This window comes from Geodermatophilus sp. SYSU D00079 (assembly GCF_054050635.1).
The window spans coordinates 1-22,165 of sequence record NZ_JBJGZS010000016.1; the positions used below are offsets into that span (position 1 = coordinate 1).

The window sequence follows — 22,165 nt, forward strand, 5'->3', positions numbered from 1 at the left end:
GGTCGTGGGGGGGGGCGCCGGGGGGGCGGGGGGCGGGGGGGGGGGGCGCGGGGGGGGCCGCCGGGGGCGCGCCCCCCCCCCCCCCCCCCCCCCCCCGGCGGCGGTGGGCATGCTCGCGTCCGTGACCGACGTCCCCGCACTGCCCGCCGGCCTGACCCTCGAGCAGCGGGCCGCCCTCCTCTCCGGCCGCGACTCCTGGACCACGGAACCGGTGGAGGCGGCCGGCCTGCCGTCGATCGTGCTCACCGACGGGCCGCACGGCGTCCGCCGCCAGGAGGGCGCCTTCGACACGATCGGCATCCACCGCAACGTCCCGGCCACCTGCTTCCCGCCGGCGGTCGCCGTGGGCTCGAGCTGGGACCCGGAGGTCGCCGAGCGGATCGGGGCCGCGATCGGGCGGGAGGCGCGGGCGCTCGGGGTGCACGTCGTCCTCGGCCCGGGCGTGAACATGAAGCGCTCGCCGCTGTGCGGCCGGAACTTCGAGTACTACGCGGAGGACCCGCTGCTGGCCGGCGTGCTCGGGGCGGCCCACGTCCGGGGCCAGCAGGGCGAGGGCGTCGGCGCGTCGGTCAAGCACTTCGCCGCGAACAACCAGGAGACCGACCGGATGCAGATCAGCGCCGACGTCGACGAGCGGACGCTGCGGGAGGTCTACCTGCCGGCCTTCGAGCGGGTCGTCACCGAGGCGCGGCCGGCCACGGTCATGTGCGCCTACAACCGGGTCAACGGCGTCTACGCCTCCCAGCACCGCGACCTGCTGACCGGGGTGCTCCGCGAGCAGTGGGGCTTCGAGGGCGTCGTCGTCTCCGACTGGGGTGCGGTCGACGACCGCGTCGCCGCCCTCGCCGCCGGGCTGGACCTGCAGATGCCCGGCGACCGGGGCGCCGGGGACCGCCGGGTGGTCGAGGCGGTGCGGGACGGCGAGCTCGACGAGTCCGCCGTCGACACGAGCGCCGCCCGGGTGGCGGCCCTCGCTCGGTTCGCCGGTCCGGTCACCGACGGGTTCGACGTCGACGGCCACCACGCGCTGGCCCGGGAGCTGGCCGCGCGGTGCGCCGTCCTGCTGCGCAACGAGCGCGGCACCCTGCCGCTCGCGCCGGGCACGCGGGTCGCCGTCGTCGGGGAGTTCGCCCGGACGCCGCGGTTCCAGGGCGGCGGCAGCTCGCACGTCCACGCCACCCGGGTCGAGGCCGCGCTGGACGCCGTCCAGGAGCTGGCCGGCGTCGAGGTGCCCTTCGCCCCCGGGTTCGCCCTCGACGGGGCGGGGGACGCCGCCGCGCTGCGGGAGGAGGCGGTCGCGCTCGCCCGGTCCGCCGAGGTCACCGTCGTGTTCGCCGGGCTCGGGGAGGCCGAGGAGTCCGAGGGCTTCGACCGGGAGTCCCTCGACCTGCCCGCCGGCCAGGTCGAGCTCATCCGGGCCGTCGCCGCGGTGGCGCCCCGCACGGTCGTCGTCCTCTCCCACGGCGGGGTGGTCTCGCTGGAGGGCTGGCACGACGAGGTGGACGCCGTGCTGGAGGGCTTCCTGCTCGGCCAGGCCGGCGGCGGCGCGCTGGCCGACCTGCTGTACGGGGTCGCGAACCCCTCGGGCCACCTCGCCGAGACCATCCCGCTGCGTCTGGCGGACGTCCCGAGCGCCCTGAACTTCCCGGGGGAGCAGGGTCACGTCCGGTACGGCGAGGGCGTCATGGTCGGCTACCGCGGGTTCACCACGCTGGACCGGCCGGTGCGGTACCCCTTCGGGCACGGGCTGAGCTACACGACGTTCACGACGGGTGACCTGCAGGTCGTGGCCACCGGCGACGACACCGTCCGGCTGTCGGTGACCGTGGCCGACACCGGCGACCGCGCCGGCCGGCACGTGGTGCAGGTGTACGTGGCGACGTCGGCCGGACCGGTCCGCCGTCCGGCCCGGGAGCTGCGCGCGTTCACCTCCGTCCTGCTCGCGCCCGGCGAACGGCGCACGGTCACCCTCGACCTGGACCGCCGCGCCTTCGCCTACTGGGACGTCCGCGAGGGCGACTGGGTGGTGGCGCCCGGCGAGTACGCGGTGCAGGTCTGCGCCAGCGCCGTCGACGTCCTGGCCTCGGCGACGGTGACGCTGGCCGGCGACGAGCTGCTGCCCGCGCTCACGCTGGACTCGTCGGTGCAGGAGTGGCTCGGCCACCCGGTCGTGGGGGCCGAGCTGGCAGAGGGCTTCGCGGTGTGGCTGCCCGACCTGCCCCCGCCGTCCACCGAGGCCGGGCTCGGCATGCTGCGGATGGTCGGGTCGATGCCGATGCACCGGTTCGTCGCCGACCTGGGCGCCGCCGTCCCGGCCGGCGAGCTGGAGCGCCTGGTGGCCCGCGCGGCCGCGGCCCGCGCCGAGCGGGTGGGCCGGCCGTGACCCGGTACGTCGCGCTGGGCAGCTCGTTCGCCTCCGGGCCCGGCGTCGAGCCGGTCCTCGACGCGGGCTGCGCCCGGTCGGGCGCGAACTACCCGCGCCTGGTCGCCGACCGGCTGGGCCTGGACCTCGTGGACGTCTCCTGCGGCGGGGCCACGGTCGACGACGTCGTCGGTGCCGCCCAGCTCCTGCTGGCCGGCGGCAGCGTGCCGCCCCAGATCGGAGCCGTCGACGCCACCGCCGAGCTCGTGACGGTGACCGCCGGCGGCAACGACGTCGAGTACCTGCTGACCCTGCTGCGCAGCTCCTCCCGGGTGGCGCCGGAGGCCGCGCCGAACGCGTTGCGGGCGTTCCTCGGGGTGCCGGTCGACCGTGGGGCCGTCGAGACGGCGCTGACGCGGCTGCCCGGGAAGCTGGCCGGCATGGTGACCGCCGTGCGCGACCGGGCACCGCGCGCCCGCGTCGTCTTGGTGGACTACCTGACCGTCCTGCCGCCGGACGGGCCGTGCCCGGACCTGCCGATGACCGACGACGACCTCGCCTTCTGCCGGTCGGTGGCCGAGCGGCTGGCCGAGGCCACCGCCACGGCCGCGCAGGCGACGGGCGTGGAGCTGCTCGCGGCGTCGGCGCTCAGCCGCGACCACCACGTCTGCGCGCCCGAGCCGTGGGTGACCGGCTGGGCGTTCGGCGACCTGCTGGCCGGCGGGCTCGTGCCCTACCACCCCAACGCCGCCGGGATGGGGGCCGTCGCCGACGCCCTGGTCGACCACCTGCGCTCCTGACCGGCCGCGCCGCCGGCGCGGCGACGACCACGCCGACAGGGCCTCGGGGTGGTCGTCCGCGTCGGACCGGGGGTGCGACGCCCCGCGTGCCCGGCTCCACGCGTCTTGGCAGGGTGACGGCATGACCGTCGTCCCGCCCCCGCTCGAGCACGTCCTGCACCTCGAGGTGACCGTCGACCGGCCGGTCGAGATCGGGCCGACGCCGGCCGGGCACCGGCGGGTCGTCCCGATCACCGGCGGCACCGTGTCGGGGCCGCTGCTGACCGGCCGGGTGCTGCCCGGCGGCGCGGACTTCCAGGTGATCCGCACCGAGACCGAGACCGTCGCCGAGGCCCGCTACGTCATCGAGACCGACGAGGGGGAGCGGGTCTACGTCGAGAACACCGGCCTGCGCACCGGCTCCGCGGAGGACATCGCCCGGCTGCGCCAGGACCTCCCGGTCGACCCGTCCCGGATCTACTTCCGCTCCACCCCGCGGTTCGAGACCTCCGCGCCGCGCCTGGCGGTGCTGACCTCACACGTGTTCGTCGGCTCCGGCGTCCGCCACCCGGCGGCGGTGGTCTTCGACTTCTTCCGGGTGGGCTGAGCTCAGTCCGGCAGCCGGGTCGGCGCGTAGGCCAGCATCCGCCAGTCGCCCCCGGCGCGGGTCCACACCGCCAGCGCCAGGGCGTCGATCGTCTTGGGCACCCCGTCGACGTCGACGTCGGCGGTCATCCGGCCCACCACGATCGCGGCGTCCCCGGCCACCTCCACCCGCTCCACCGGGTGCTCGACCGTCCGGTAGACGTAGTAGCGGGAGCGCAGCTTGGCCAGGTACTCCTCCTTGGTGTCCCGGACGCCGCTGGAGTGCGCGTAGCTCGCCCCGGGCGCGAGCAGCTCGTCCAGCGCGGCGAGGTCGCCGTCCACCATCGCCCGGTAGCGGCGGTCCTCCGCTGCGAGCACCGCCTGCACGTCGTCGTCCCGGCTCGTCATGCCCCCATCCTGGCCGGAGGGGGCCGACTCGCGCCGCGTGGACGGCGACCCGCGCGTGCGGCCCGGCGGGACGGCGCCGTCCGGGCCCATGGGCGCGGACAGCGCCGTCGCCGTGGTGGCCGCCGCCCTGGCGGTGGTGGGGACCCACGGCGCCGCCACGAGCTCGTCGTGGACGACGACGTCCCGCCGTCCCCGACCCCCGACGCGGCCGCGCCCGCACCGCGGAAGGAGACCGGCTGGACCCGCCGGCCCCGCGTGCGGGGCCGGCGGGGGACGGCGTCCTAGCCCTCGGCCTTCTCCTTCTCGTACCGCTCGGTCATCGTGGCCACCGCCTGCATCTGCTGGGCGGCGTAGTCCTCGCGCTTGCCGCCGGCGAACTCCTTCCAGCCCAGCGTCTGCTGGGCGTGGCTGACCTCGCCGCCCTGGAAGTGCGGCATGACGTGCTGGGCGATCAGCTCCCACGAGCGCCGGGTCGCCTGCGGGTTGGCCCACTCGTGGCCCAGCAGCAGCATGCAGCCGAAGCCGCCGGACTGGTCCCACAGCCGCTGCACCTGCGCGCGGGCGTCCTCGACGGTGCCGATCGCCCCGATGCCGGCCTCGTTGATGAAGTCGATCATCTCCTTGGCGTCGCCGCCCTCGACGGCCATCTGCGGGAACGCGGCGGTCTTCTGGAAGTACCGGAACCACGTCTCGATGCCGTACTGGACGTCGGCATAGGCCTGCTCGCGGGTCTCGGCGATGTGCATGAGCCCGACCAGCCGCCAGTCCCGGCGGGACACCGACTGGCCGAAGTGGGCCGCCCGCTCCTGGACGACGTTCCAGTGGTGGGCCAGGGCGTCGAAGCCCTCCTTGGACAGGGTGGCGCCGATCGACAGCAGCCCGATCCCGTGCCGGCCGGCCATCCGCGGTCCGGTGGGGGAGGCGACGGCCGCGACCGCCACCTCGAAGTGCGGCTCGGTGTAGGGCCGCAGGTGCAGCCGGGCGTCGACCAGGTTGTGCGTGCGGGTCTGCTGGGTGACCGTCTCGCCGCGCAGCAGCCGCATGATGATGTCGAGGTCGACCTCGAGCAGCTCGCGGGTCTCGGTGGGGTTGAGCCCGAGCATCATCGAGTCGGTGGGCAGGGAGCCGGGGCCGCAGCCCAGCATCGCCCGGCCGCGGGTCAGGTGGTCCAGCAGCACCATGCGCTCGGCCACCCACAGCGGGTTGTGGTACGCGATCGAGGTGACGCCGGTGCCGAGCTTGATGTGGCGGGTCCGCTCGGCGGCCGCGGCGATGAAGATCTCCGGCGAGGCGATGATCTCGGTGCCGGCCGAGTGGTGCTCGCCGATCCAGGCCTCGTCGTAGCCGAGCCGGTCCAGGTGCTCGACCAGCTCCAGGTCCCGCTGCAACGCGAGGGTCGGGTTCTCGCCGGCGGGGTGGAACGGGGCGAGGAAGGTGCCGAAGCGCAGCCTGTCCATGGATCCTCCTGGGTGTCGGTCGACTGAGCAGAAAGTAACGTGCGTCACACCGTGCGCGGGACCCTCGCGGACGGGCCGATCCGGTTCCGGCGGCGTACCGTTCCGGGACCACCGTTCGAGGGGTGCCGATGGCCCTGCTGCGCCGGATCCAGGCAGCGCGCGGTGCGGCGGAGACCGCCGTCCGTCTCGCCGCGGCCGGCGCGGTGCTGGCCGCCGCCCCGGCGGTGGTCACCGCCGGGCTGCTCGCCGAGCCGGCGCGCGCGACGGCCCGGGTGGCCCGCGCCGCCGCCGGGGTCGCCGCCGGGGCCGGCTCGGCGGTCGCCGACGGGTCGCTGCACCTGGCCCGGGCCGCGGCGGTCCCCGTCACCCGGGCCGTCGGCACGGTGCTGACCGGCGCCGACCCGATCCCCGACGGCCACCTGCACTCCCTGGTCGGCGCCGTGAAGGGGATGGTGGAGCCGCCGCGGTCGCGGCACACCCGGCGCGTGTGGGCCGACCACGGGCACGTCCAGGTCGAGGTCGCCGCCCCCTCCGCGGAGGACCAGCCGGAGGTCCGCCGGGCCCTGCGCCACCAGCTGGAGCGGCTGGAGGGCGTCCAGTGGGCGACGGTCAACGACGTCGTCGGCCGGGTGCTGGTCGCCGTCGACGACCGGCGGGTGCGCGTCGAGGACGTCGTCGGCGCGGTCACCGCGATCGAGCAGGCGCGCGGCGGACGGCAGGTGTTCCCGCAGTCGGTCGAGCACCCCGCCGACCTCGAACCGCTGCTGAGCGCCGTGGTGGCGGCCGTCGTCGACGTCACGGCGGTCGGCGTCGCCTACCTCGGCAAGGCGCTGCCGGTGCCGGCGCTGTCCCGGCACGCCACGCTCACCATCGCCCTGCTCGACAGCCAGCGGTGGATCCGCAACGGGCTGGAGGCGCGGATCGGCGTCATCGGCACCGACCTGCTGTTCAACGGCACCAGTGCGCTGCTGCACGCGCTGACCCAGAGCCCCACCATCCCCGCGCTCAACGCCGCCGCCGCGCTGCAGCAGGCGGTGGAGATGCGGGCCCGGCGCCAGGTCTGGCAGCGGCGGGAGCCGGAGCTGTGCGGGCCCGAGCCGGACGACGACGGCCAGCCGCTGCAGCCACCCGGCCCGCGCCCGGTGCCCCTGCCGCCCGGTCCGGTCGAGACCTACCGCGCCCGCGTGGAGCAGGTCGCCCTCGGGGCCACCCTCGGCCTGCTGCCGCTCACCGGCAACCCCGGCCGCTCGGCGGACATGCTCAAGGCGCAGAACCCGAAGGCCGCCGGCCTCGGCCGGGAGTCCTTCGCCGCCACCCTCGACCTGCTCATGTGCCGGCGCGGTGTGCTCCCCATGGACGGCGCGGCCTATCGGCGGCTCGACCGGGTCGACACCGTCGTCGTCGACGGCGCCACGCTGTGCACCGGCCCGCCGGTGGTCATCGAGGCGCGCGCCACCGCCGACGGCTGGGACGACGCCGGGGTGTGGACCGCCGCGGTCCGGCTCCTCGGTGCCCGCGGCGGGAGCGACGACCGGCTCCGGCTCGGGCCGGCCCGCAGCGCTCCCGGCGCCGAGGGCGGGGAGGTGCGCAGCCTGCTCGAGGGCCGCCGCCGGGTCGGCGAGGTGACCGTCGCCCCCGAGCCCGACCCGCACGCCGAGGCGCTGCTGTCCGCCGCCAACCGGGCCGGTCACCGGCTGGTGCTCACCCCGCACGTCGGCACCCGCGACCTCGCCGGGGCCGCCGACGAGGTGGCGCCCGCCCGCGAGCCGCTGGTCGAGACGGTGCGGCGGCTGCAGGCCGACGGGCGGGCCGTGCTGCTGGTCTCCGCCGCCGACGGCCCCGCGCTCATGGCCGCCGACGTCGCCGTCGCCCCCGTGCTGCCCGGCTGCGCCCCCCCGTGGGGCGCGGACCTGGTCACCCGGGCGGGCCTGGTCGACGCCTGCGCCCTCGTCGACGCCACCGTCCCGGCCCGCGCGGTGAGCCGCCGGTCGGTGACCACCGCGGTCACCGGCAACGTGCTCGGCGGGCTGCTCGCCGCGGTCGGCAGCGCCCGGTACGGGCAGGCCAAGGCCACCACCCCCGGGAAGACGGCCAGCACCGCGGCCCTGGTCGACGGCGCGTGGACCGCCGTCCGGGCCGCCCGCCGTCCCGGGCCGCCCCCGGCGGTGCACACCCCCTGGCACGCGCTGGACCCCGACGACGTGCTCGCCCGCGTGTCCGGCCTGCCCCGCCCGGACGACCAGCCCCCCGGCCGCCTGGCCGTGGCCGCCCGCGTGGTGGGCGACCTCGCCGTCATCCGGCTGCCCGCCCGGTTCGTGCGCACCGTCGCCGCCGAGCTCGCCGATCCGCTCACTCCCGTGCTGGCCACCGGCGCCGCCGCGACCGCCGCGCTCGGGGAGAACACCGACGCCCTGCTGGTCGGTGGCGTCACCGTCATGAACGCCCTGGTCAGCGGGTTGCAGCGGCTGAGGGCGGAGGCCGCGCTGGAGGCGCTGCTGCTGGAGCAGGACGTGACGGTGCACCGCGAGACCGACGGCGGCAGCGAGGACGTCCCCGGTGGTGCCCTGCGGGTCGGCGACGTCGTCCGCGTCGGCGCCGGTGACGTCGTGGCCGCCGACGCCCGGCTGCTGGAGGCCACCGACCTGGAGGTCGACGAGTCCAACCTGACCGGCGAGTCGCTGCCGGTGGCCAAGTCCGTCCCGGCCACGCCCGGCGCCGACGTCGCCGACCGGACCTGCATGCTCTTCGACGGCACCACCGTGGTGGCCGGCAGCGGCCGGGCGGTCGTCGTCGCCGTCGGGCCGGCCACCCAGGCCGGGCGCGCCGCCCGTGCCGCCGGCGGCGCCGCGCCCCCGGCCGGCGTGCAGGCCCGGCTCGCCGAGCTCACGCGGGCGGTGCTGCCGCTGACCCTCGCCGGCGGGGCCGCGGTCACCGCGCTCGGCGTGCTGTGGCGGCGCCCGCTGCGGGAGGCGGTCCGGGCCGGGGTCGCCGTCGCGGTCGCCGCCGTCCCGGAGGGGCTGCCGCTGGTCGCCACGGTGGCGCAGCAGGCCGCCGCCCGCCGGCTGTCCCGCCGCGGCGCCGTCGTCCGCAGCGCCCGCGTGCTGGAGGCGCTCGGCCGGGTGGACACCGTCTGCTTCGACAAGACCGGCACCCTCACCGAGAACCGGCTGCGGGTGGCCCGGCTGCACCCGGTGGACGACGACACCGGTGAGGACGACGTCCTGCGGCTGGCCGCGGCCAGCGTGGCCAACGGCGACGCGCAGGCGCACGAGACCGACCGCGCGGTCGTCGAGGCGGCCACCGAGCGCGGGCTGGCCGGCGAGGGGGAGTGCGACGCCTGCGTGCCCTTCGCCGCCGAGCGCGGGTTCTCGGCCGGGGTCCGCGACGGGCGGCTGGTGGTCAAGGGTGCGCCGGAGGTGGTCGCGGCCCGCTGTGCCGGGGCGCCGGACGTGCGGGCGGCGGTGCAGGAGCTGGCCGCCGACGGGCTGCGGGTGCTCGCCGTCGCCGACCGGGACGTCGACGGCGTCCCCGACGACCTGGACGCCGCCGCCCAGGACCTGCGCCTGCGCGGGCTGGTCGGCCTGGCCGACACCCTGCGGACCTCGTCGGTGGCCGCGATCGAGCAGCTGCGCGCCGCCGGTGTCCGGGTGGTCCTGGCCACCGGCGACCACCCCGAGACCGCGGGCGCGATCGCCGCGCAGGCCGGCGTCCCCGGCGCCGACCGGGTGGTCACCGGCGCCCAGCTGGCCCGGGCCTCCGACGCCGAGCGCGCCCGCATGGTGCGCGAGGGCACCGTCTTCGCCCGCCTGTCGCCCGAGCAGAAGGTGTCGCTGGTCGGTGCGCTGCGCCGGGCCGGTGCCACCCTCGCCATGACCGGGGACGGCGTGAACGACGCCGCCGCGATCCGGCTGGCCGACGTCGGCGTCGGCGTCTCCGGCGCGGAGTCCCCGGCGGCCCGCGCCGCGGCCGACCTCGTCCTCACCGACCTGGACCTGACCCGGCTGGTCGACGCCATCGGCGAGGGCCGGGCCATGTGGCTGCGGGTGCGGGACGCGGTCTCCATCCTGGTCGGCGGCAACGCCGGCGAGGTGACCTTCACCGTCCTGGGCACGGCGTTCGGCGGCCGGGCGCCGCTGGGCACCCGCCAGCTGCTGCTGGTCAACCTGCTCACCGACATGTTCCCCGCCCTGGCGGTCGCCGTCGCCGCCCCGCGGTCGGCGGTCCTCGAGCAGTCCGACGGGCCGCTGGCCGGGCACCCGCTGGAGGCGGTGCTGCGCGCGGGGCCGCAGCGTGGCTTCTCCGCCGGCGTGCGCCGGATGGTGCTGGTGCGGGGCGCGGCGACCGCGGCCGGGGCGACCGGGGCCTGGGCCGCCGGGCGGCTGACCGGGCCGGCCGGCCGCGCCGGCACCATGGGGCTGGCCGCGCTCATCACCACCCAGCTCGGCCAGACCGCCTGGGCCGGACGCCGCAGCCCGCTGGTGCTGGCCACCGCCGCGGGCTCGCTGGCGGTGCTCGTCGGCGTCGTCTCCACGCCCGGGGTCAGCCGGTTCTTCGGGTGCACCCCGCTGGACCCGCTGTCGTGGCTGGTCGTGCTCGGCTGGGCCGCGGCCGGCACCGCCGGTGCAGAGGTCGTGCCGGTCCTGGTCCAGCGGTACCGCGGCCGGTCGGGCGGCTGACCGGCCGCGGGGTCAGCGGGAGCGCGCGGTCACCAGGAGAGCGGGGGAGTGGGCGGCCCGCCGGCGATGACCTCCTCGGCCCGCCCGCGGATCGCGGCGTCCCGGGCGGAGTTGGTGAGCACGTAGAAGCGGCCGGTGCGGATGGCGTCCACCACCAGCTCGGCCACCTCCTCGGGCTCCCGCGGCGGCGCGGAGCGCGCGTGCAGCTCGGCGCGGGCCGCGCGGGTGACCGCGCCGGTGTCGGTCGCCGGGCCCGCCGACGCCGGCCGGTTGCGGGAGGAGGTGTCGAAGTTGGTGCGGACGGCGCTCGGGCACAGCAGCGTGACGCCGACGTGCGAGCCCGCCTCCCGCAGCTGGGCGTGCAGCGACTCGGTGAGCGCCACGACCGCGTGCTTGGACGCCCCGTAGGCGCCCAGCGAGCCGGCGAACAGCCCGAACACGGAGCTGGTGTTCACCACGTGCGCGGCGTCCTGCTGCTGGAGGACCGGCAGGAACGCCCGGATCCCGTGCACCACGCCCCACAGGTTCACGCCGAAGACCCACTCGAGGTCGCCGAGCGGCACCTCCCACAGCGGGTCCTGGGAGCCACCGACACCGGCGTTGTTGCAGACCAGGTGCACCGCCCCGAACGCGGACAGGGCGGCGTCGCGCAGCGCCTCGACCGAGGCCGCGTCGGCGACGTCGGTGACCACCGGGAGCACCGGCGCCCCGGTGCCGCCCACGTCGGCGGCCGCCGCGGCGAGCGCCGGCTCCTCGACGTCGGCCATCACCACGCTCATGCCCTCGGTGGCGAACCGGCGGGCCAGGCCCAGCCCGATGCCGCTGGCCGCGCCGGTCACCACCGCCACCCGGCCGGGGGCGACGACCCGCGCTCCACCGGTTCCCGTCGCGTCCATCGCGTTCCGCCTCCTGCCGCCGCCGTCCCGGAGGACGCTGCCGTTGACCCCGCAACCCTGGGTCGGGGACGACGGGCAGTCAAGGCGCTCTTCCGCAGTCCGGCCGACGGTTGCGACCGCAACTCGACCTTGACAGCCGGAGTGACCCACGCCACGGTGGGGCCACCGCCGAGCAGGATCCCCCGCCCCGAGAGCAGGCCCCGATGCGCGAGCCCGACGCCCCCGTCGCCCGTCCCGGGCAGCGGCTGCGGCGCCGGCCGGTCCCGCAGCGCATCGACCGCGAGCGCTACGCCCCCTACCACCTCGCGGTGATCGCCAACGTCCTCTCCTCGTCGACCTCCCAGGTCTACCTGCGCGAGTTCGGCATCGGCGTCAACGACTGGCGCGTCCTCTCCCACCTCGCCCTCGAGCCCGGCTGCACGGCCCAGACGGTGAGCAACGAGCTCAAGGTCGACAAGTCCGTGGTGAGCCGCAGCGTCCGGACGCTGGTCGACCGCGGCCTGGTCGGCGTGGAGGCCACCCCCGGCTTCCGGCGGCTCTACCTCACCGAGGCCGGCGTGCAGCTGCACAAGCGGGTGGTGCCCGTGGCCCTGCAGCGGGAGCGGCTCCTGCTCACCGGGTTGGACGACGCCGAGGTGGCCCAGCTGCTGTCCCTGCTGCGCCGGGTGCACGCCAACCTGCCCGCCCTCGCCGCCGCCACGGCCGTCCCGAGCCCCCGTCCGGCGCCGCCCGCCGGCAGCCCGACCGATCCCGCGCCGCCCCCGGCAGCCGGGCCCCACCGACGAGACCAGGAGTGGACAGCATGAGGACACGCGCCGCGATCATCCGGGAGCCCGGCAAGCCCTGGGTGGTCACCGAGCTGGAGCTCGACGAGCCGCAGGCCGACGAGGTCCGCATCCGCTTCGTCGCCTCCGGCATGTGCCACTCCGACGAGCACCTGCGCACCGGCGACAGCGTCGCCCGGCTGCCGATGGTCGGCGGGCACGAGGGCGCCGGGGTCGTGGAGGCGGTCGGGGAGCGGGTGACCCGCGTGGCCGTCGGCGACCACGTCGTCTGCTCCTTCATCCCGGCCTGCGGGGTCTGCCGGTACTGCTCGACCGGCCGGCAGAACCTGTGCGACCGGGGCGCGGAGATGGCCACCGGCAAGCTCGGGGACGGCACCTTCCGGTTCCACGACGACGAGGGCGACGACCTCGGCGGGTTCTGCATGCTCGGCACCTTCAGCCAGCGCGCCGTGGTCAACGAGGCCTCCTGCGTCCGCGTCGACGAGGACATCCCCTTCGAGGTGGCCGCGCTGGTCGGCTGCGGCGTCCCCACCGGCTGGGGCTCCTCGGTCAACGTGGCCAAGGTCCGGGCCGGGGACACCGTGGTCGTCTTCGGCGCCGGCGGGGTCGGCATGAACGCCGTCCAGGGCGCGGCCTACGCCGGGGCGAAGAACCTCGTCGTCGTCGACCCGGTCGCTTTCAAGCGCGAGAAGGCGCTGGAGTTCGGCGCGACCCACGTGTTCGCCGACGCCGGCCAGGCGCGCGAGGCCGTCGTCGACATGACCCGCGGCCAGCTCGCCGACCACGCCATCTGCACCGTCGGCGTGCTCACCTCCGACGTGGTCGGCGCGGCCGCGGCGATCGTCGGCAAGGGCGGCCAGGTGACGCTCACCTCCGTGGGCCGGCAGGACGACGAGCAGATCCGGCTGCGGGCCAACGGCATGGTGGTCGGCTACCAGCGGAACATCCAGGGCCACATCTTCGGCATGAGCAACCCGCTGTACGACATCCCGCGGCTGCTGGACCTCTACCGCGCCGGCCGGCTGAAGCTGGAGGAGCTGATCACCCGCCGGTACACCCTCGACGAGATCAACCAGGGCTACCAGGACCTCGACGAGGGCAGGATCGTCCGCGGGGTCGTCCTGCACGACAGCTGAGCGGCGGCCGTCCGGCGGCGGCGCTACCGTCGCCGCCGTGACGGCCCGCGAGCTGGTGGTCCTCGGCACCGCCAGCCAGGCGCCGACCCGGGAGCGCAACCACAACGGCTACCTGCTGCGCTGGGACGGCGAGGGCCTGCTGTTCGACCCCGGGGAGGGCACGCAGCGGCAACTGCTGCTGGCCGGCGTCCCCAGCAGCGCGATCACCCGCATCTGCCTGACCCACTTCCACGGCGACCACTGCCTCGGCCTGCCGGGCGTCGTCCAGCGGATGAGCCTGGACCGCGTGCCGCACCCGGTGCCGGCGCACTTCCCGGCGTCCGGCGCGGAGTACTTCGCCCGGCTGCGGGCCGCCTCGGTGTTCCACGACGTCCTCGACCTGCGCGCGCAGCCCCTCACCGCCGACGGGCCGGTCGCGGCGGGCCCGTCCTGGACCCTGTCGGCCCGCCGCCTCGACCACCCGGTCGAGGCCTTCGGCTACCGGCTGGTCGAGCCCGACGGCCGCCGGATGCTGCCCGATGCCCTGGCCGCCGCCGGGGTCGCCGGGCCCGAGGTGGGCCGGCTGCAGCGCGCCGGCGTCCTCGACGTCGGCGGCCGGACCGTGCGGCTGGCCGACGTCAGCGCCCCCCGGCCCGGCCAGCGGTTCGCGTTCGTCATGGACACCCGGCTGTGCGACGCCGTCTGGGCCCTGGCCGACGGCGTGGACCTGCTGGTGGTCGAGTCCACCTTCCTGACCGAGGACGCCGAGCTGGCCACCGCCTACGGCCACCTGACCGCCCGGCAGGCCGCCACCGTCGCGGCCGGGTGCGGGGTCCGGACGCTGGTGCTCACGCACTTCTCCCAGCGCTACCGCGACCCGGAGCGGTTCCGGGAGGAGGCGGCCGCGGTGTTCGACGGCGAGCTGGTGGTCGCCGCCGACCTGCAGACGGTGCCCGTGCCGCCGCGGGGCGGGGCTCAGCGCACGGGGCCGCTGCCGTAGTCGCCGAAGGGCGCGACCGGTGCCGCGGCGACCGGCACCTCGGTCACCGCCCGGCCCCGGGCGTCCAGGGTGCGCACGGTGTCGGCGCCCTCGGGCAGCGGCACCACCACGCTCCCGCCGGTCAGCGCGACCGTCGCGACCACCCCGCCCCGGTCGTCGAGGACGGCGGCGGCCGCGGCGTCCGGGGGCGCGGTGACCACCAGCCACCGGCCGGCGTCCGAGGGCTCGGTCTCGGGGGAGGAGAAGTCGCACACCCGGGCGACCACCAGACCGGCGACCGGCGCGGTGCCCGGCGGGGTGTGCACGCCGCACGGCACCGCCCGCCCGCCCCCGGTGGGCCCCACCTGAGCGGCCCACGTCGTCACCACCAGCCCGCCGCCCGGGCTGCGGGCGACCAGGACCGCCACCGACCCGGGCACCCCGTCCAGGGGCAGCGCGCCGGACCACAGCAGGTCCGGCAGCAGGTCCGGCGGCTCGACGCCGAGCGGGACGGCGAGCCCGGTGAGCGCCTCGGCGACGACCCGGGGCGCCGGTGCGGTCTCGACCGGACGCAGCGGCTCGAGCACCGGCAGGTCGGGGGCGGGCTCGCGCGCCGCGAGGTCCAGCCCCGGCGCGGCGCGGTCGACGACGACGCCGCCGCGGAGCACCCGGATGCTGGCCCCGCTGCCGCCGGACGTCGTCGGCACCGCGGTCACCGCCACGCCGTCGGATGCGGGCACCGGGTCGTAGACCCGGCCCACGGTGCCGCGCGGGCCGACCTGCAGCCGCGGGGAGACCTCGACCACGTCGCCGCGGCCGGAGACCACCACCAGGGTGGCGGTGCCCGGCCCGCCGAGCAGCAGCGAGGCCGGCCGCTGCGGGCCCAGCGGCCGGCGCGGGACGTGCAGCTGCAGCTGCCCCGGCGCGGCCCCGACCGGACCGGTCAGCCACACGCCGCGCAGGTCCTCGTCCACGGTGCCGGTCACCAGCACCACCCGGCCGGCCGGGGTGTCGGTGGCCAGGACCACCGTGCGCTCGGCCACCGGGGCGGCCGCGACCGGCCCCCACCCGGCCCGCCGGACCGAGTCCAGGAAGGCACGGTCCCCGGCCAGCGTCCCGCGGGTCGGGCCGGTGAGGACGGCGCTCTCCTGCGCCTGCGCCGCGGGCGGCGGCCCGGGCACGTCGCCGGGCCGGGTCAGCGGGACGGCGAGCGCCGCCGCGGCCAGGACCGCGAGCCCGGCGGCGCCGGCCCGCCACCGGCGGGTGCGGCGCACCCGGCGGCGGACGTCGGCCACCGCGGCGGCGGCGTCGCGCCGCCACGCGGCCGGGGCGGACGGCGCCGTGTCCAGGGACTCCAGGACCTGGCCGCCTCCGGCGGCGTCGGCCACGCCCGCCGCCGCGGTCGCCGACGGGTCGCCGCGGCCCCAGCGCAGCCGCACCCGGGTCAGCGCGACCTGGACGGCCTCCTCCGCGCGGTCGGCGTCACCGGTCAGCCGCAGCGCGTCGGCCAGCAGCCCCGGCCGTCGCGCGGCGACGAACCGGGCGAACGCCGCGTCGTCGTCCTCCCGCACGCCGTCCAGTCTGGCTGCGCTCAGCCGGCGGCGGGCACCGGCGCCGGCGGGAAGGCGGCCTGCAGGCGCGCGGCGCGCTCGGCGGCCCGGTCCCGGAACTCCCCGTGGGTGACGACGTAGAGCTCGCCGGCACGGACCGCCTCGACCACCATGGCCCCGACCTCCTCGGGCTCGATGAACCGCAGCCGGCCGGTCTCCTCCAGGTCGACGTCGTAGAGCCCGCTGCCCTCGGTCGCCGGCCGGGTCCGCAGGCTGGCCTTGATGTTGCTGTGCACCGCGCCGGGCAGCAGGGCGGTGACGCCGACGCGGGAGCCGGCGGCGGCCAGCTCGCCGGCCAGCACCTCGCTGATGCCCAGCACGGCGGCCTTGCTCGCCACGTAGGGCGCCACGTCCGGGGGCGTGACCAGCACCGACAGGGACGAGGTGTTGACGATGTGCCCCCAGTCGGGGTTGCGCTCCAGCACCGGCAGGAACGCCTGGATGCCGTGCACGACCCCGTAGAGGTTGACGTCGAGCACCCACCGCCAGTCCTGGAGGCCCAGCCGGGCGACCGGCCCGAACGGCCCCACCCCGGCGTTGTTGCACACCACGTGCACCTCCCCGTACTCGGCCACGGCCCGGTCGGCGAGGGCGGCGACGCTGTCGGGGTCGGTCACGTCGGTGCGGACGCCGAGGACCCCCAGCTCCCGGGCGGTGGCGGCCAGCGCGGCCTCGTCGACGTCGGCGATCACCACCGAGCAGCCGGCGTCGAGGAACGCCCGGGCCAGGCCCCGGCCGATGCCGGAGGCGCCCCCGGTCACCACGGCGGTCGTGCCGGCGAACTCCACGGTGCGGGTCACGCGTCGTCCTCTCCTGGGGGTCAGTGCAGCTGGTAGCGCTTGAGCTTGCGGTAGACGGTGGCCCGGGAGATCCCGAGCCGGGCGGCGACGGCGTTGCGGTCGCCGCCGGCCTCGCGCAGGGCCACGGCCAGCGCCTGGCGCTCCAGCCGCTCGAGCTCCCCGAGCGGCCGCCCGGCCGGGGCCCGGCGGTGGTGGGCGGGCAGGTCCTCCAGGCCGACCTCCGGCCCGGCGGCGCGCACGCGGGCGGTGGCCAGCACCTGGAGCAGCTGGCGCACGTTGCCCGGCCAGTCGCCGGCGAGCAGGGCCGCCTCGGCCCGCGGTGCCAGCGTCGCCGGCCCGCCGTCCCGCTCGGCCAGGGACGCCAGCAGCGCCCGGCACAGCCCGGCGAACTCCCCGGGCCGGTCGCGCAGGGGCGGCACGGTGAGGACGACGGGGAACGCCTCGCGCAGCCGCACCGCGCCGCCCTCGCGGTCCTCGGGGGCGGTGCCGACGAGGGGACCGCGCGCCCGCGCGACCAGGTCGGCGACCGCGGGGGCCAGGGCGGCGGGCAGGTCGGTCACGTGGCCGAGCAGCACCGGCCGCCCGCCGTCCGCCGCGGCGACCAGGGCGCGCAGCCAGGCGTCGGGGTCCAGGACGGCCAGGGCACCGTCGAGCTCCACGACGTCCCCCCCGGCCGCGCGCAGTGCCGTCCGCGCCTCGTGCCGCTTGCCGGTGCCGCGCTCGCCGGTGAGCAGCACCGGCGTGCCGGCGGCGAGCGCGCGGGCCAGCCGGCCCGGGACGTCGGCCGGTGCCGGCTCCCGGGCGGGCCCGTCGGGCACCCGGTCCGACGGCGCGCCGACCGGCTCGAGGACCAGCACGGCGGCGTACTCCCCGCGCGGCTGGGCCACCGGCAGCACGGAGACCTCGACGGTGGTCCCGCCGGCCAAGCGGCGCCGCACGGTGCGGCCGGCCGGTCCGGTCTCCTCGGCGAGGCGGCGCAACAGCTCCTCGTCGGCCTCGTGCACCAGCTCGCGGGCGCGGGTGCCCACCACGCACAGCCGCGAGGTCACGCCGACGACGGCGCCCCGGCTGCGCCGCGCGACGCGCAGGTAGGCGTCGAAGAACTCGCGCTCGCCGTCGCTGCGGCTGGCCAGCAGCTGCGCCTCGATGGAGCGGCCGAGCTCGACGACCAGCGGGAGCACCGCGGCGGAGGCGTACTCCCGCCGGCAGTGCACCCCCAGCGTGCCCACGTACCGCCGCGTGAACGGGTCCCGGATGATCACGCCGGTGGTGGTGAGCACCTCGCTGTCGGTGCGGAAGTGCTCGGTGCCGGAGATGAGGAACGGCCGCTGCTCCTCGTGCGCGCACCCCAGACCGTTGGTGCCGATGACGTCCTCGGCGAAGACGGTGCCCGGCCGCAGGTCCATCTCCTGGAAGCGGCCCGGCGGCGGCAGCTCGCCGACGACGGTGGTGAGCAGCCGGCAGGCGCGGTCGGTGAGGAACCCCCAGGAGCCCAGGTCGGAGATCTGGTCGGCGAGCCGGTCGAGGATCGGCTGGGCCACCGCGGCCAGCCGCGTGCCGGGGGCGGGGCCCTCGTCGACGGGGAAGCGGGTGGCCGCCGGGTCGACCCCGGCCAGCAGCGAGCGGCGCCACGACCGCACGACCTCGGGGCGGACGCCGGGGGCGTCGGCGGGGCGCAGGGTGAACGGGTCGCGGGCCAGCAGGTCGGCCTTGGCCGCGCGGACGGCGTCCCACTCCGCGGCGGTCCGCGGCACCCGCGGACCGCCGGGGGAGGGGGACGCCGTCACCGGGTCAGGCCGCCTCGGCGACGGGGGCGCGCCGCATGCCGCGCGCCTTCGGCATGACCTCGCGGGCGAACAGCTCCAGGCTGGCCTGCGCCTGCTCGTAGGGCATGCCGCCGAAGCACGGCGCGACGACCAGCTCGTAGTCCCCGAGGACGTCGCGGATCGCCTCGATCTGGCCGAGGACCCGCTCGGGGCTGCCCCACAGCGCCGTCGCCGCGTAGTCGTCCGCCGCCTTCTCCAGCCCGATCTCGCGGAAGTACGCCGCGCTCTCGGCGTACCGCTCGTGGCCCTTGGTGGTGGCGAAGTGCGTGCCGGCCATCTCGTAGTGGTCGACGTTGGACATGAAGAAGCGGTTCACGTACCGGAAGTGCCGCTCGCGCGCCAGCTCGTCGTCCTCGTGGCAGTACATGTTGACGTTCAGCGAGATCGGCGGGGCCACCCGGCCGTGCTCGGCCTCGAACAGCTCGCGGTAGCGGGTGAAGTTCGGCATGAGCGCGGGCACCGGCCGGACGATGAACGACATCATCTGCGCCTCGAGCCGCGCGGCCATGACCAGCGAGTCCGGCGAGCCGGCGACGACGTAGCGGCGGCCGCGGAAGGAGGCGCGCGGCCGCGGGCGCAGCTCGGCGCGCGGCTGCGGGTAGAAGGGGCCCTCGCCCTCGATGACGCCGGTCTCCAGCGCCTCGAAGATCATCGGGGCGGCCTCGTCGAAGCGGTCGCGGGTCTCGTCCAGCGGGACGCGGAAGGGCACGTACTCCCTGCGGGACAGCCCGCGGCCCAGGCCCAGCAGCAGCCGCCCGTCGGAGAGGGTGTCGAGCATGAGCGCCTTCTCGGCCACCCGCAGCGGGTCGTTCCAGGGCACGATCACCGCACCGGTGCCCAGCTTGATCTGCTGGGTGCGGCCGGCGACGTGGGCCAGCAGCAGCAGGTTGTCCGGGCACAGCGAGTAGTCCTCGAAGTGGTGCTCGACGGCCCAGACCGCGTCGTAGCCCAGCGTCTCCGCCCGGACGGCGAGGTCGACCTCGCCGGCGTACATCTCCTGGTCGGTGAGGTCGGGGTCGAGCTTCCCGAAGCCGAGGTTGATCCCGATGCCCAGCTGCACTGCGTCCGCCTCCTGGTCGTCCGGTCGCCCGCCCTCGGAGCACGCGGGTCGTCCCGGGGCGACGCTAGGGGAGATCGGCAGCCGGATCGTCTCACCTTGAGACGCGGGAGAGGCGGCGGCCGCGGACCCCGACGACCCGCTGCGACCACCACCGGCGACGGCACGCGCCCGGGGCAGCGGTTCCCGGAACGCGCCGTTCCGCGGCGTCCGGCGCGGGCCTGGCGTCCCCTGCGCCCACGAGTGGAGGGGGACCCATGAGGACCTGTCGGAGCACCGTCGTCGGTGCCGCCGCCGTGGCGCTGCTCGCCACCCCGGCCGGCGTGGCCGGTGCCCAGGAGGCCGGGATCGAGACCGTGGCGTCCGGCCTGTCCGGGCCGCGCCAGGTGAGCGCGTACGAGGACGGGCGGCTGCTGGTCGCCGAGTCCGACTCCGGCGAGGTCTCGACGGTCGACCCGGGGACCGGCACGGTGGAGACGGTCGTCTCCGGCCTGCAGTTCGTGCAGGGGGCCGACCACCGGGACGGGCGCCTCTACGTCGCCGTGGGCGCCGCGGCACCCGAACGGGGCGCCGCACCGCCGCCCCAGCCGCCGGCCATCGGCCAGGGCGGCCCCGGGGTGCTCGTGTACGACACCGAGGGGGACCTCGTGTCCGAGGTCGACCTGCTCCGGTACGAGCTGGACACCAGCCCCGACGGTCAGGAGCAGTTCGTCGACGGCGTGCCGGTGGACGCGCTGTCCAACCCCTTCGCGGTGCTCGCCCAGCGCGGGCGGCTCCTGGTCGCCGACGCCGGCGCCAACGCCGTCCTGGCGGTGGACCGGTCCGACGGGGAGGTCAGCACATTCTTCGTGCCCCCGGTCGTGGGCCCCGACGAGGTCGCCGCCTGCGGGCAGGCCCCGAACGACCCCGGCACGGTGGGCTGCGACCCGGTGCCCACCGGGCTGGCCCAGGGGCCCGACGGGACCGTCTACGTCAGCACGCTCGGCGCCGAGGTGCCCGGCGCCGCCCGCGTGTACGTGCTGGACCGCCGCGGCGAGCAGGTGGACGTCATCGACGGCCTCACCTCCGCGACCGGTGTCGCCGTGGACGACGGCGTCGTCTACGTGTCCAACGTGCTGGAGGGCGCCCCCATGGGGGAGGGCCCGCCACCGCCGGACTTCGACCCGGCGACGGTCGGGGAGGTCGTCCGCGTCGACGGCCACGAGCGCACCACCGCCCAGGTGACCATGCCGACCGGCCTGCTGGTCGAGGACGGCACCCTCTACGCCTCGGCGTGGGGCATCGCCGGCCTCCTCGGCCTGCCCGACCGGGGCGAGGTCGTCCGCGTCGGGGCCGACAGCTTCGGGTCCGCGGGGTAGCCGCCGCGTCGGGCGGGGACGCCGGCCGCCGCCGGCGTCCCCTCCCCGCGTCAGTCCCCCGGGGCGAGGGTGGCGCGGAGGAAGCCGCTCACCGCGCCGAGGCTGGCCGGGCCGTCGAAGGCCGGGTCCTCGTGGTTGGCCCCGCCGAGCAGGTGGAACGACGTCGGCACCCCCGCGTCGCGCAGCGCGGCCACCAGTCGCCGGCTGTGCGTGGCCGGCACCAGGCCGTCGGCGTCCCCGTGCACGACCAGGAACGGCGGGGCGCCGGCCCGCACGTGGGTCAGCGGGCTGGCGGCCCGGGCCCGCTCCGGGTCGTCGGAGGGATCGCGCAGCCCGAGCAGCCGGGCCTCGAAGGACGGCTGCAGCGGCGGGCCGCTGACGAACGGCGGCAGCGGCCCCTCGGGGACGTCGGTCGCGCGTGCCAGCAGGTCGGTGGTGGCGAACCAGGGGACCGCGGCCTGCACGGAGCTGTCGCCCAGCTCGGCGTCCCGGGCGTCCGGGCACAGGGCGGCGAGCGCGGCCAGGTGCCCGCCGGCGGAGGCGCCCCACACGCCGACGCGGCCGGCGTCGACACCGAACCGCGGGCCCTCGGCCCGCAGCCACCGGACGGCGGCACGGACGTCGTCCAGCGGGGCGGGGAAGGTCGCCTGCCCGCTGAGCCGGTACTGGACCGCCGCGACCGCCACCCCGGACGCGGCCACCGGCTGCAGCCGCTCGGCCGCCCGGTCGGTGCGCGAGCCCCGCAGCCAGCCGCCACCGTGCAGGTAGACCACCACCGGCGCGGGCCGGGGGGTGGCCGGGACGTACAGGTCCAGGTGCAGCGGTACGCCGTCGGGCCGGGCGTAGACGAGGTCGCGGGTGACGGACGTGGACATGGCGCTCCAGGGGGAGGGGACGGGCCCGGCCAGTCTCCCCGGTCCGCCGGCGGCCGGTCCGACCGAGGCTAGGCTCCGCCGGGTGCCGGCCAAGCCGCTCCCCGACGTGGTGGCCGACGACCTGGACGTGCTGTTCTGCGGCATCAACCCGTCGTTGGTCTCCGCCGCGCGCGGGCACCACTTCGCCCGACCCGGCAACCGGTTCTGGCCCGCGTTGCACCTGGCGGGGCTGACGCCGCGGCGGCTGGCCCCCGAGGAGGACCGCGAGCTGCTGCGCCACGGGCTGGGCGTGACCAACCTGGTCGACCGGCCCACCCGCACCGCGGCGGAGCTGGGCCCCGACGAGTTGCGGGCGGGCGCGGCGGCGCTGGCCGAGCTCGTGTCCCGGCACCGGCCGCGGGTGCTCGCCGTCCTGGGCATCACCGCCTGGCGGCAGGCGTTCGGCCGGCCCCGGGCGGTGGCCGGGCGGCAGGAGGAGCGGCTGGGGGGCGCCGTCACCTGGGTGGTGCCGAACCCGAGCGGGCTCAACGCCCACCACCAGCTGCCCGACCTCGCGCGGATCTACCGACAGCTGCGGCCGCCGGCCACCGGCTGAGC

17 protein-coding genes are annotated in these 22,165 nt (G+C 77.3%); 9 read left to right on the forward strand and 8 right to left on the reverse strand.

The window, feature by feature from the left end; translation table 11 throughout:
• The first annotated feature begins 121 nt into the window (after nucleotides 1–121).
• The 3 genes from ACI79E_RS14025 to ACI79E_RS14035 all read left to right on the forward strand — a co-directional run bounded on the left by ACI79E_RS14025 (nucleotide 122) and on the right by ACI79E_RS14035 (nucleotide 3,748).
• On the forward strand, nucleotides 122–2,383 hold the full coding sequence (locus ACI79E_RS14025; RefSeq protein WP_456933166.1) for a glycoside hydrolase family 3 C-terminal domain-containing protein: 2,262 nt from the start codon (nucleotides 122–124) through the stop codon (nucleotides 2,381–2,383).
• A complete protein-coding gene (locus ACI79E_RS14030; RefSeq protein WP_456933167.1) occupies nucleotides 2,380–3,162 on the forward strand; it encodes an SGNH/GDSL hydrolase family protein in 783 nt (260 codons plus the stop codon). The genes ACI79E_RS14025 and ACI79E_RS14030 overlap by 4 nt, the downstream gene beginning before the upstream one ends.
• Before the next feature lie 121 nt (nucleotides 3,163–3,283).
• Nucleotides 3,284–3,748: a DUF3237 domain-containing protein gene (locus ACI79E_RS14035; protein WP_456933168.1), complete on the forward strand. Its 465-nt coding sequence runs from the start codon at nucleotides 3,284–3,286 to the stop codon at nucleotides 3,746–3,748.
• A 2-nt stretch (nucleotides 3,749–3,750) separates the two neighbouring features.
• Here the strand turns inward: ACI79E_RS14035 and ACI79E_RS14040 are convergent, their stop codons facing one another.
• Nucleotides 3,751–4,134 carry a nuclear transport factor 2 family protein gene (locus ACI79E_RS14040; protein ID WP_456933169.1) on the reverse strand — a complete coding sequence of 128 codons (384 nt, stop codon included), beginning with the start codon at nucleotides 4,132–4,134 and terminating at the stop codon, nucleotides 3,751–3,753.
• Between the two features lie 281 nt (nucleotides 4,135–4,415).
• Nucleotides 4,416–5,591 carry an LLM class flavin-dependent oxidoreductase gene (locus ACI79E_RS14045; RefSeq protein ID WP_456933170.1) on the reverse strand — a complete coding sequence of 392 codons (1,176 nt, stop codon included), beginning with the start codon at nucleotides 5,589–5,591 and terminating at the stop codon, nucleotides 4,416–4,418.
• Nucleotides 5,592–5,719: 128 nt separating this feature from the next.
• Between ACI79E_RS14045 and ACI79E_RS14050 the strand changes: the two genes are divergently transcribed.
• Complete coding sequence (locus ACI79E_RS14050) at nucleotides 5,720–10,267, forward strand: HAD-IC family P-type ATPase (protein ID WP_456933258.1); 4,548 nt, start codon at nucleotides 5,720–5,722, stop codon at nucleotides 10,265–10,267.
• Nucleotides 10,268–10,296: 29 nt separating this feature from the next.
• On the opposite strand, the gene ACI79E_RS14055 is transcribed toward ACI79E_RS14050, so the two are convergent.
• Nucleotides 10,297–11,163, reverse strand: coding sequence for an SDR family NAD(P)-dependent oxidoreductase (locus tag ACI79E_RS14055; protein ID WP_456933171.1), 867 nt, complete (start codon nucleotides 11,161–11,163; stop codon nucleotides 10,297–10,299).
• A 203-nt stretch (nucleotides 11,164–11,366) separates the two neighbouring features.
• Between ACI79E_RS14055 and ACI79E_RS14060 the strand changes: the two genes are divergently transcribed.
• From ACI79E_RS14060 to ACI79E_RS14070, 3 genes are read left to right on the forward strand one after another with little or no spacing between them, the layout of a single operon-like run.
• Entirely contained in the window at nucleotides 11,367–11,969 is a 603-nt protein-coding gene (locus tag ACI79E_RS14060; RefSeq protein WP_456933172.1) for a MarR family winged helix-turn-helix transcriptional regulator, read from the forward strand.
• Nucleotides 11,966–13,084 carry an NDMA-dependent alcohol dehydrogenase gene (locus tag ACI79E_RS14065; RefSeq protein ID WP_456933173.1) on the forward strand — a complete coding sequence of 373 codons (1,119 nt, stop codon included), beginning with the start codon at nucleotides 11,966–11,968 and terminating at the stop codon, nucleotides 13,082–13,084. The genes ACI79E_RS14060 and ACI79E_RS14065 overlap by 4 nt, the downstream gene beginning before the upstream one ends.
• Before the next feature lie 37 nt (nucleotides 13,085–13,121).
• Nucleotides 13,122–14,063 carry a ribonuclease Z gene (locus tag ACI79E_RS14070; RefSeq protein ID WP_456933174.1) on the forward strand — a complete coding sequence of 314 codons (942 nt, stop codon included), beginning with the start codon at nucleotides 13,122–13,124 and terminating at the stop codon, nucleotides 14,061–14,063.
• On the opposite strand, the gene ACI79E_RS14075 is transcribed toward ACI79E_RS14070, so the two are convergent.
• The 4 genes from ACI79E_RS14075 to ACI79E_RS14090 are packed head-to-tail and all read right to left on the reverse strand — an operon-like array spanning nucleotide 14,039 to nucleotide 19,338.
• Nucleotides 14,039–15,613 carry a hypothetical protein gene (locus tag ACI79E_RS14075; RefSeq protein ID WP_456933175.1) on the reverse strand — a complete coding sequence of 525 codons (1,575 nt, stop codon included), beginning with the start codon at nucleotides 15,611–15,613 and terminating at the stop codon, nucleotides 14,039–14,041. The genes ACI79E_RS14070 and ACI79E_RS14075 overlap by 25 nt on opposite strands.
• Nucleotides 15,614–15,633: 20 nt before the next feature.
• Nucleotides 15,634–16,452 (reverse strand): SDR family NAD(P)-dependent oxidoreductase, encoded by an 819-nt coding sequence (locus tag ACI79E_RS14080; protein ID WP_456933176.1) that lies wholly within the window; start codon nucleotides 16,450–16,452, stop codon nucleotides 15,634–15,636.
• A gap of 20 nt (nucleotides 16,453–16,472) precedes the next feature.
• The gene (locus ACI79E_RS14085) at nucleotides 16,473–18,239 is read right to left on the reverse strand and encodes a sigma-54-dependent Fis family transcriptional regulator (RefSeq protein WP_456933177.1); all 1,767 of its coding nucleotides are present in this window, start codon (nucleotides 18,237–18,239) and stop codon (nucleotides 16,473–16,475) included.
• A gap of 4 nt (nucleotides 18,240–18,243) precedes the next feature.
• The gene (locus ACI79E_RS14090) at nucleotides 18,244–19,338 is read right to left on the reverse strand and encodes an LLM class flavin-dependent oxidoreductase (protein ID WP_456933178.1); all 1,095 of its coding nucleotides are present in this window, start codon (nucleotides 19,336–19,338) and stop codon (nucleotides 18,244–18,246) included.
• A 254-nt stretch (nucleotides 19,339–19,592) separates the two neighbouring features.
• On the opposite strand from ACI79E_RS14090, the gene ACI79E_RS14095 reads away from it, so the two are divergent.
• Nucleotides 19,593–20,693, forward strand: a complete 1,101-nt coding sequence (locus tag ACI79E_RS14095; protein ID WP_456933179.1) for a ScyD/ScyE family protein — start codon at nucleotides 19,593–19,595, stop codon at nucleotides 20,691–20,693.
• 50 nt (nucleotides 20,694–20,743) lie between these two features.
• Here ACI79E_RS14095 and ACI79E_RS14100 read toward each other — a convergent pair whose 3' ends face one another.
• A complete protein-coding gene (locus tag ACI79E_RS14100; RefSeq protein WP_456933180.1) occupies nucleotides 20,744–21,568 on the reverse strand; it encodes an alpha/beta hydrolase fold domain-containing protein in 825 nt (274 codons plus the stop codon).
• A gap of 82 nt (nucleotides 21,569–21,650) precedes the next feature.
• Between ACI79E_RS14100 and mug the strand changes: the two genes are divergently transcribed.
• Complete coding sequence (gene mug / locus ACI79E_RS14105) at nucleotides 21,651–22,163, forward strand: G/U mismatch-specific DNA glycosylase (RefSeq protein WP_456933181.1); 513 nt, start codon at nucleotides 21,651–21,653, stop codon at nucleotides 22,161–22,163.
• The last annotated feature ends 2 nt before the right edge of the window (nucleotides 22,164–22,165 follow it).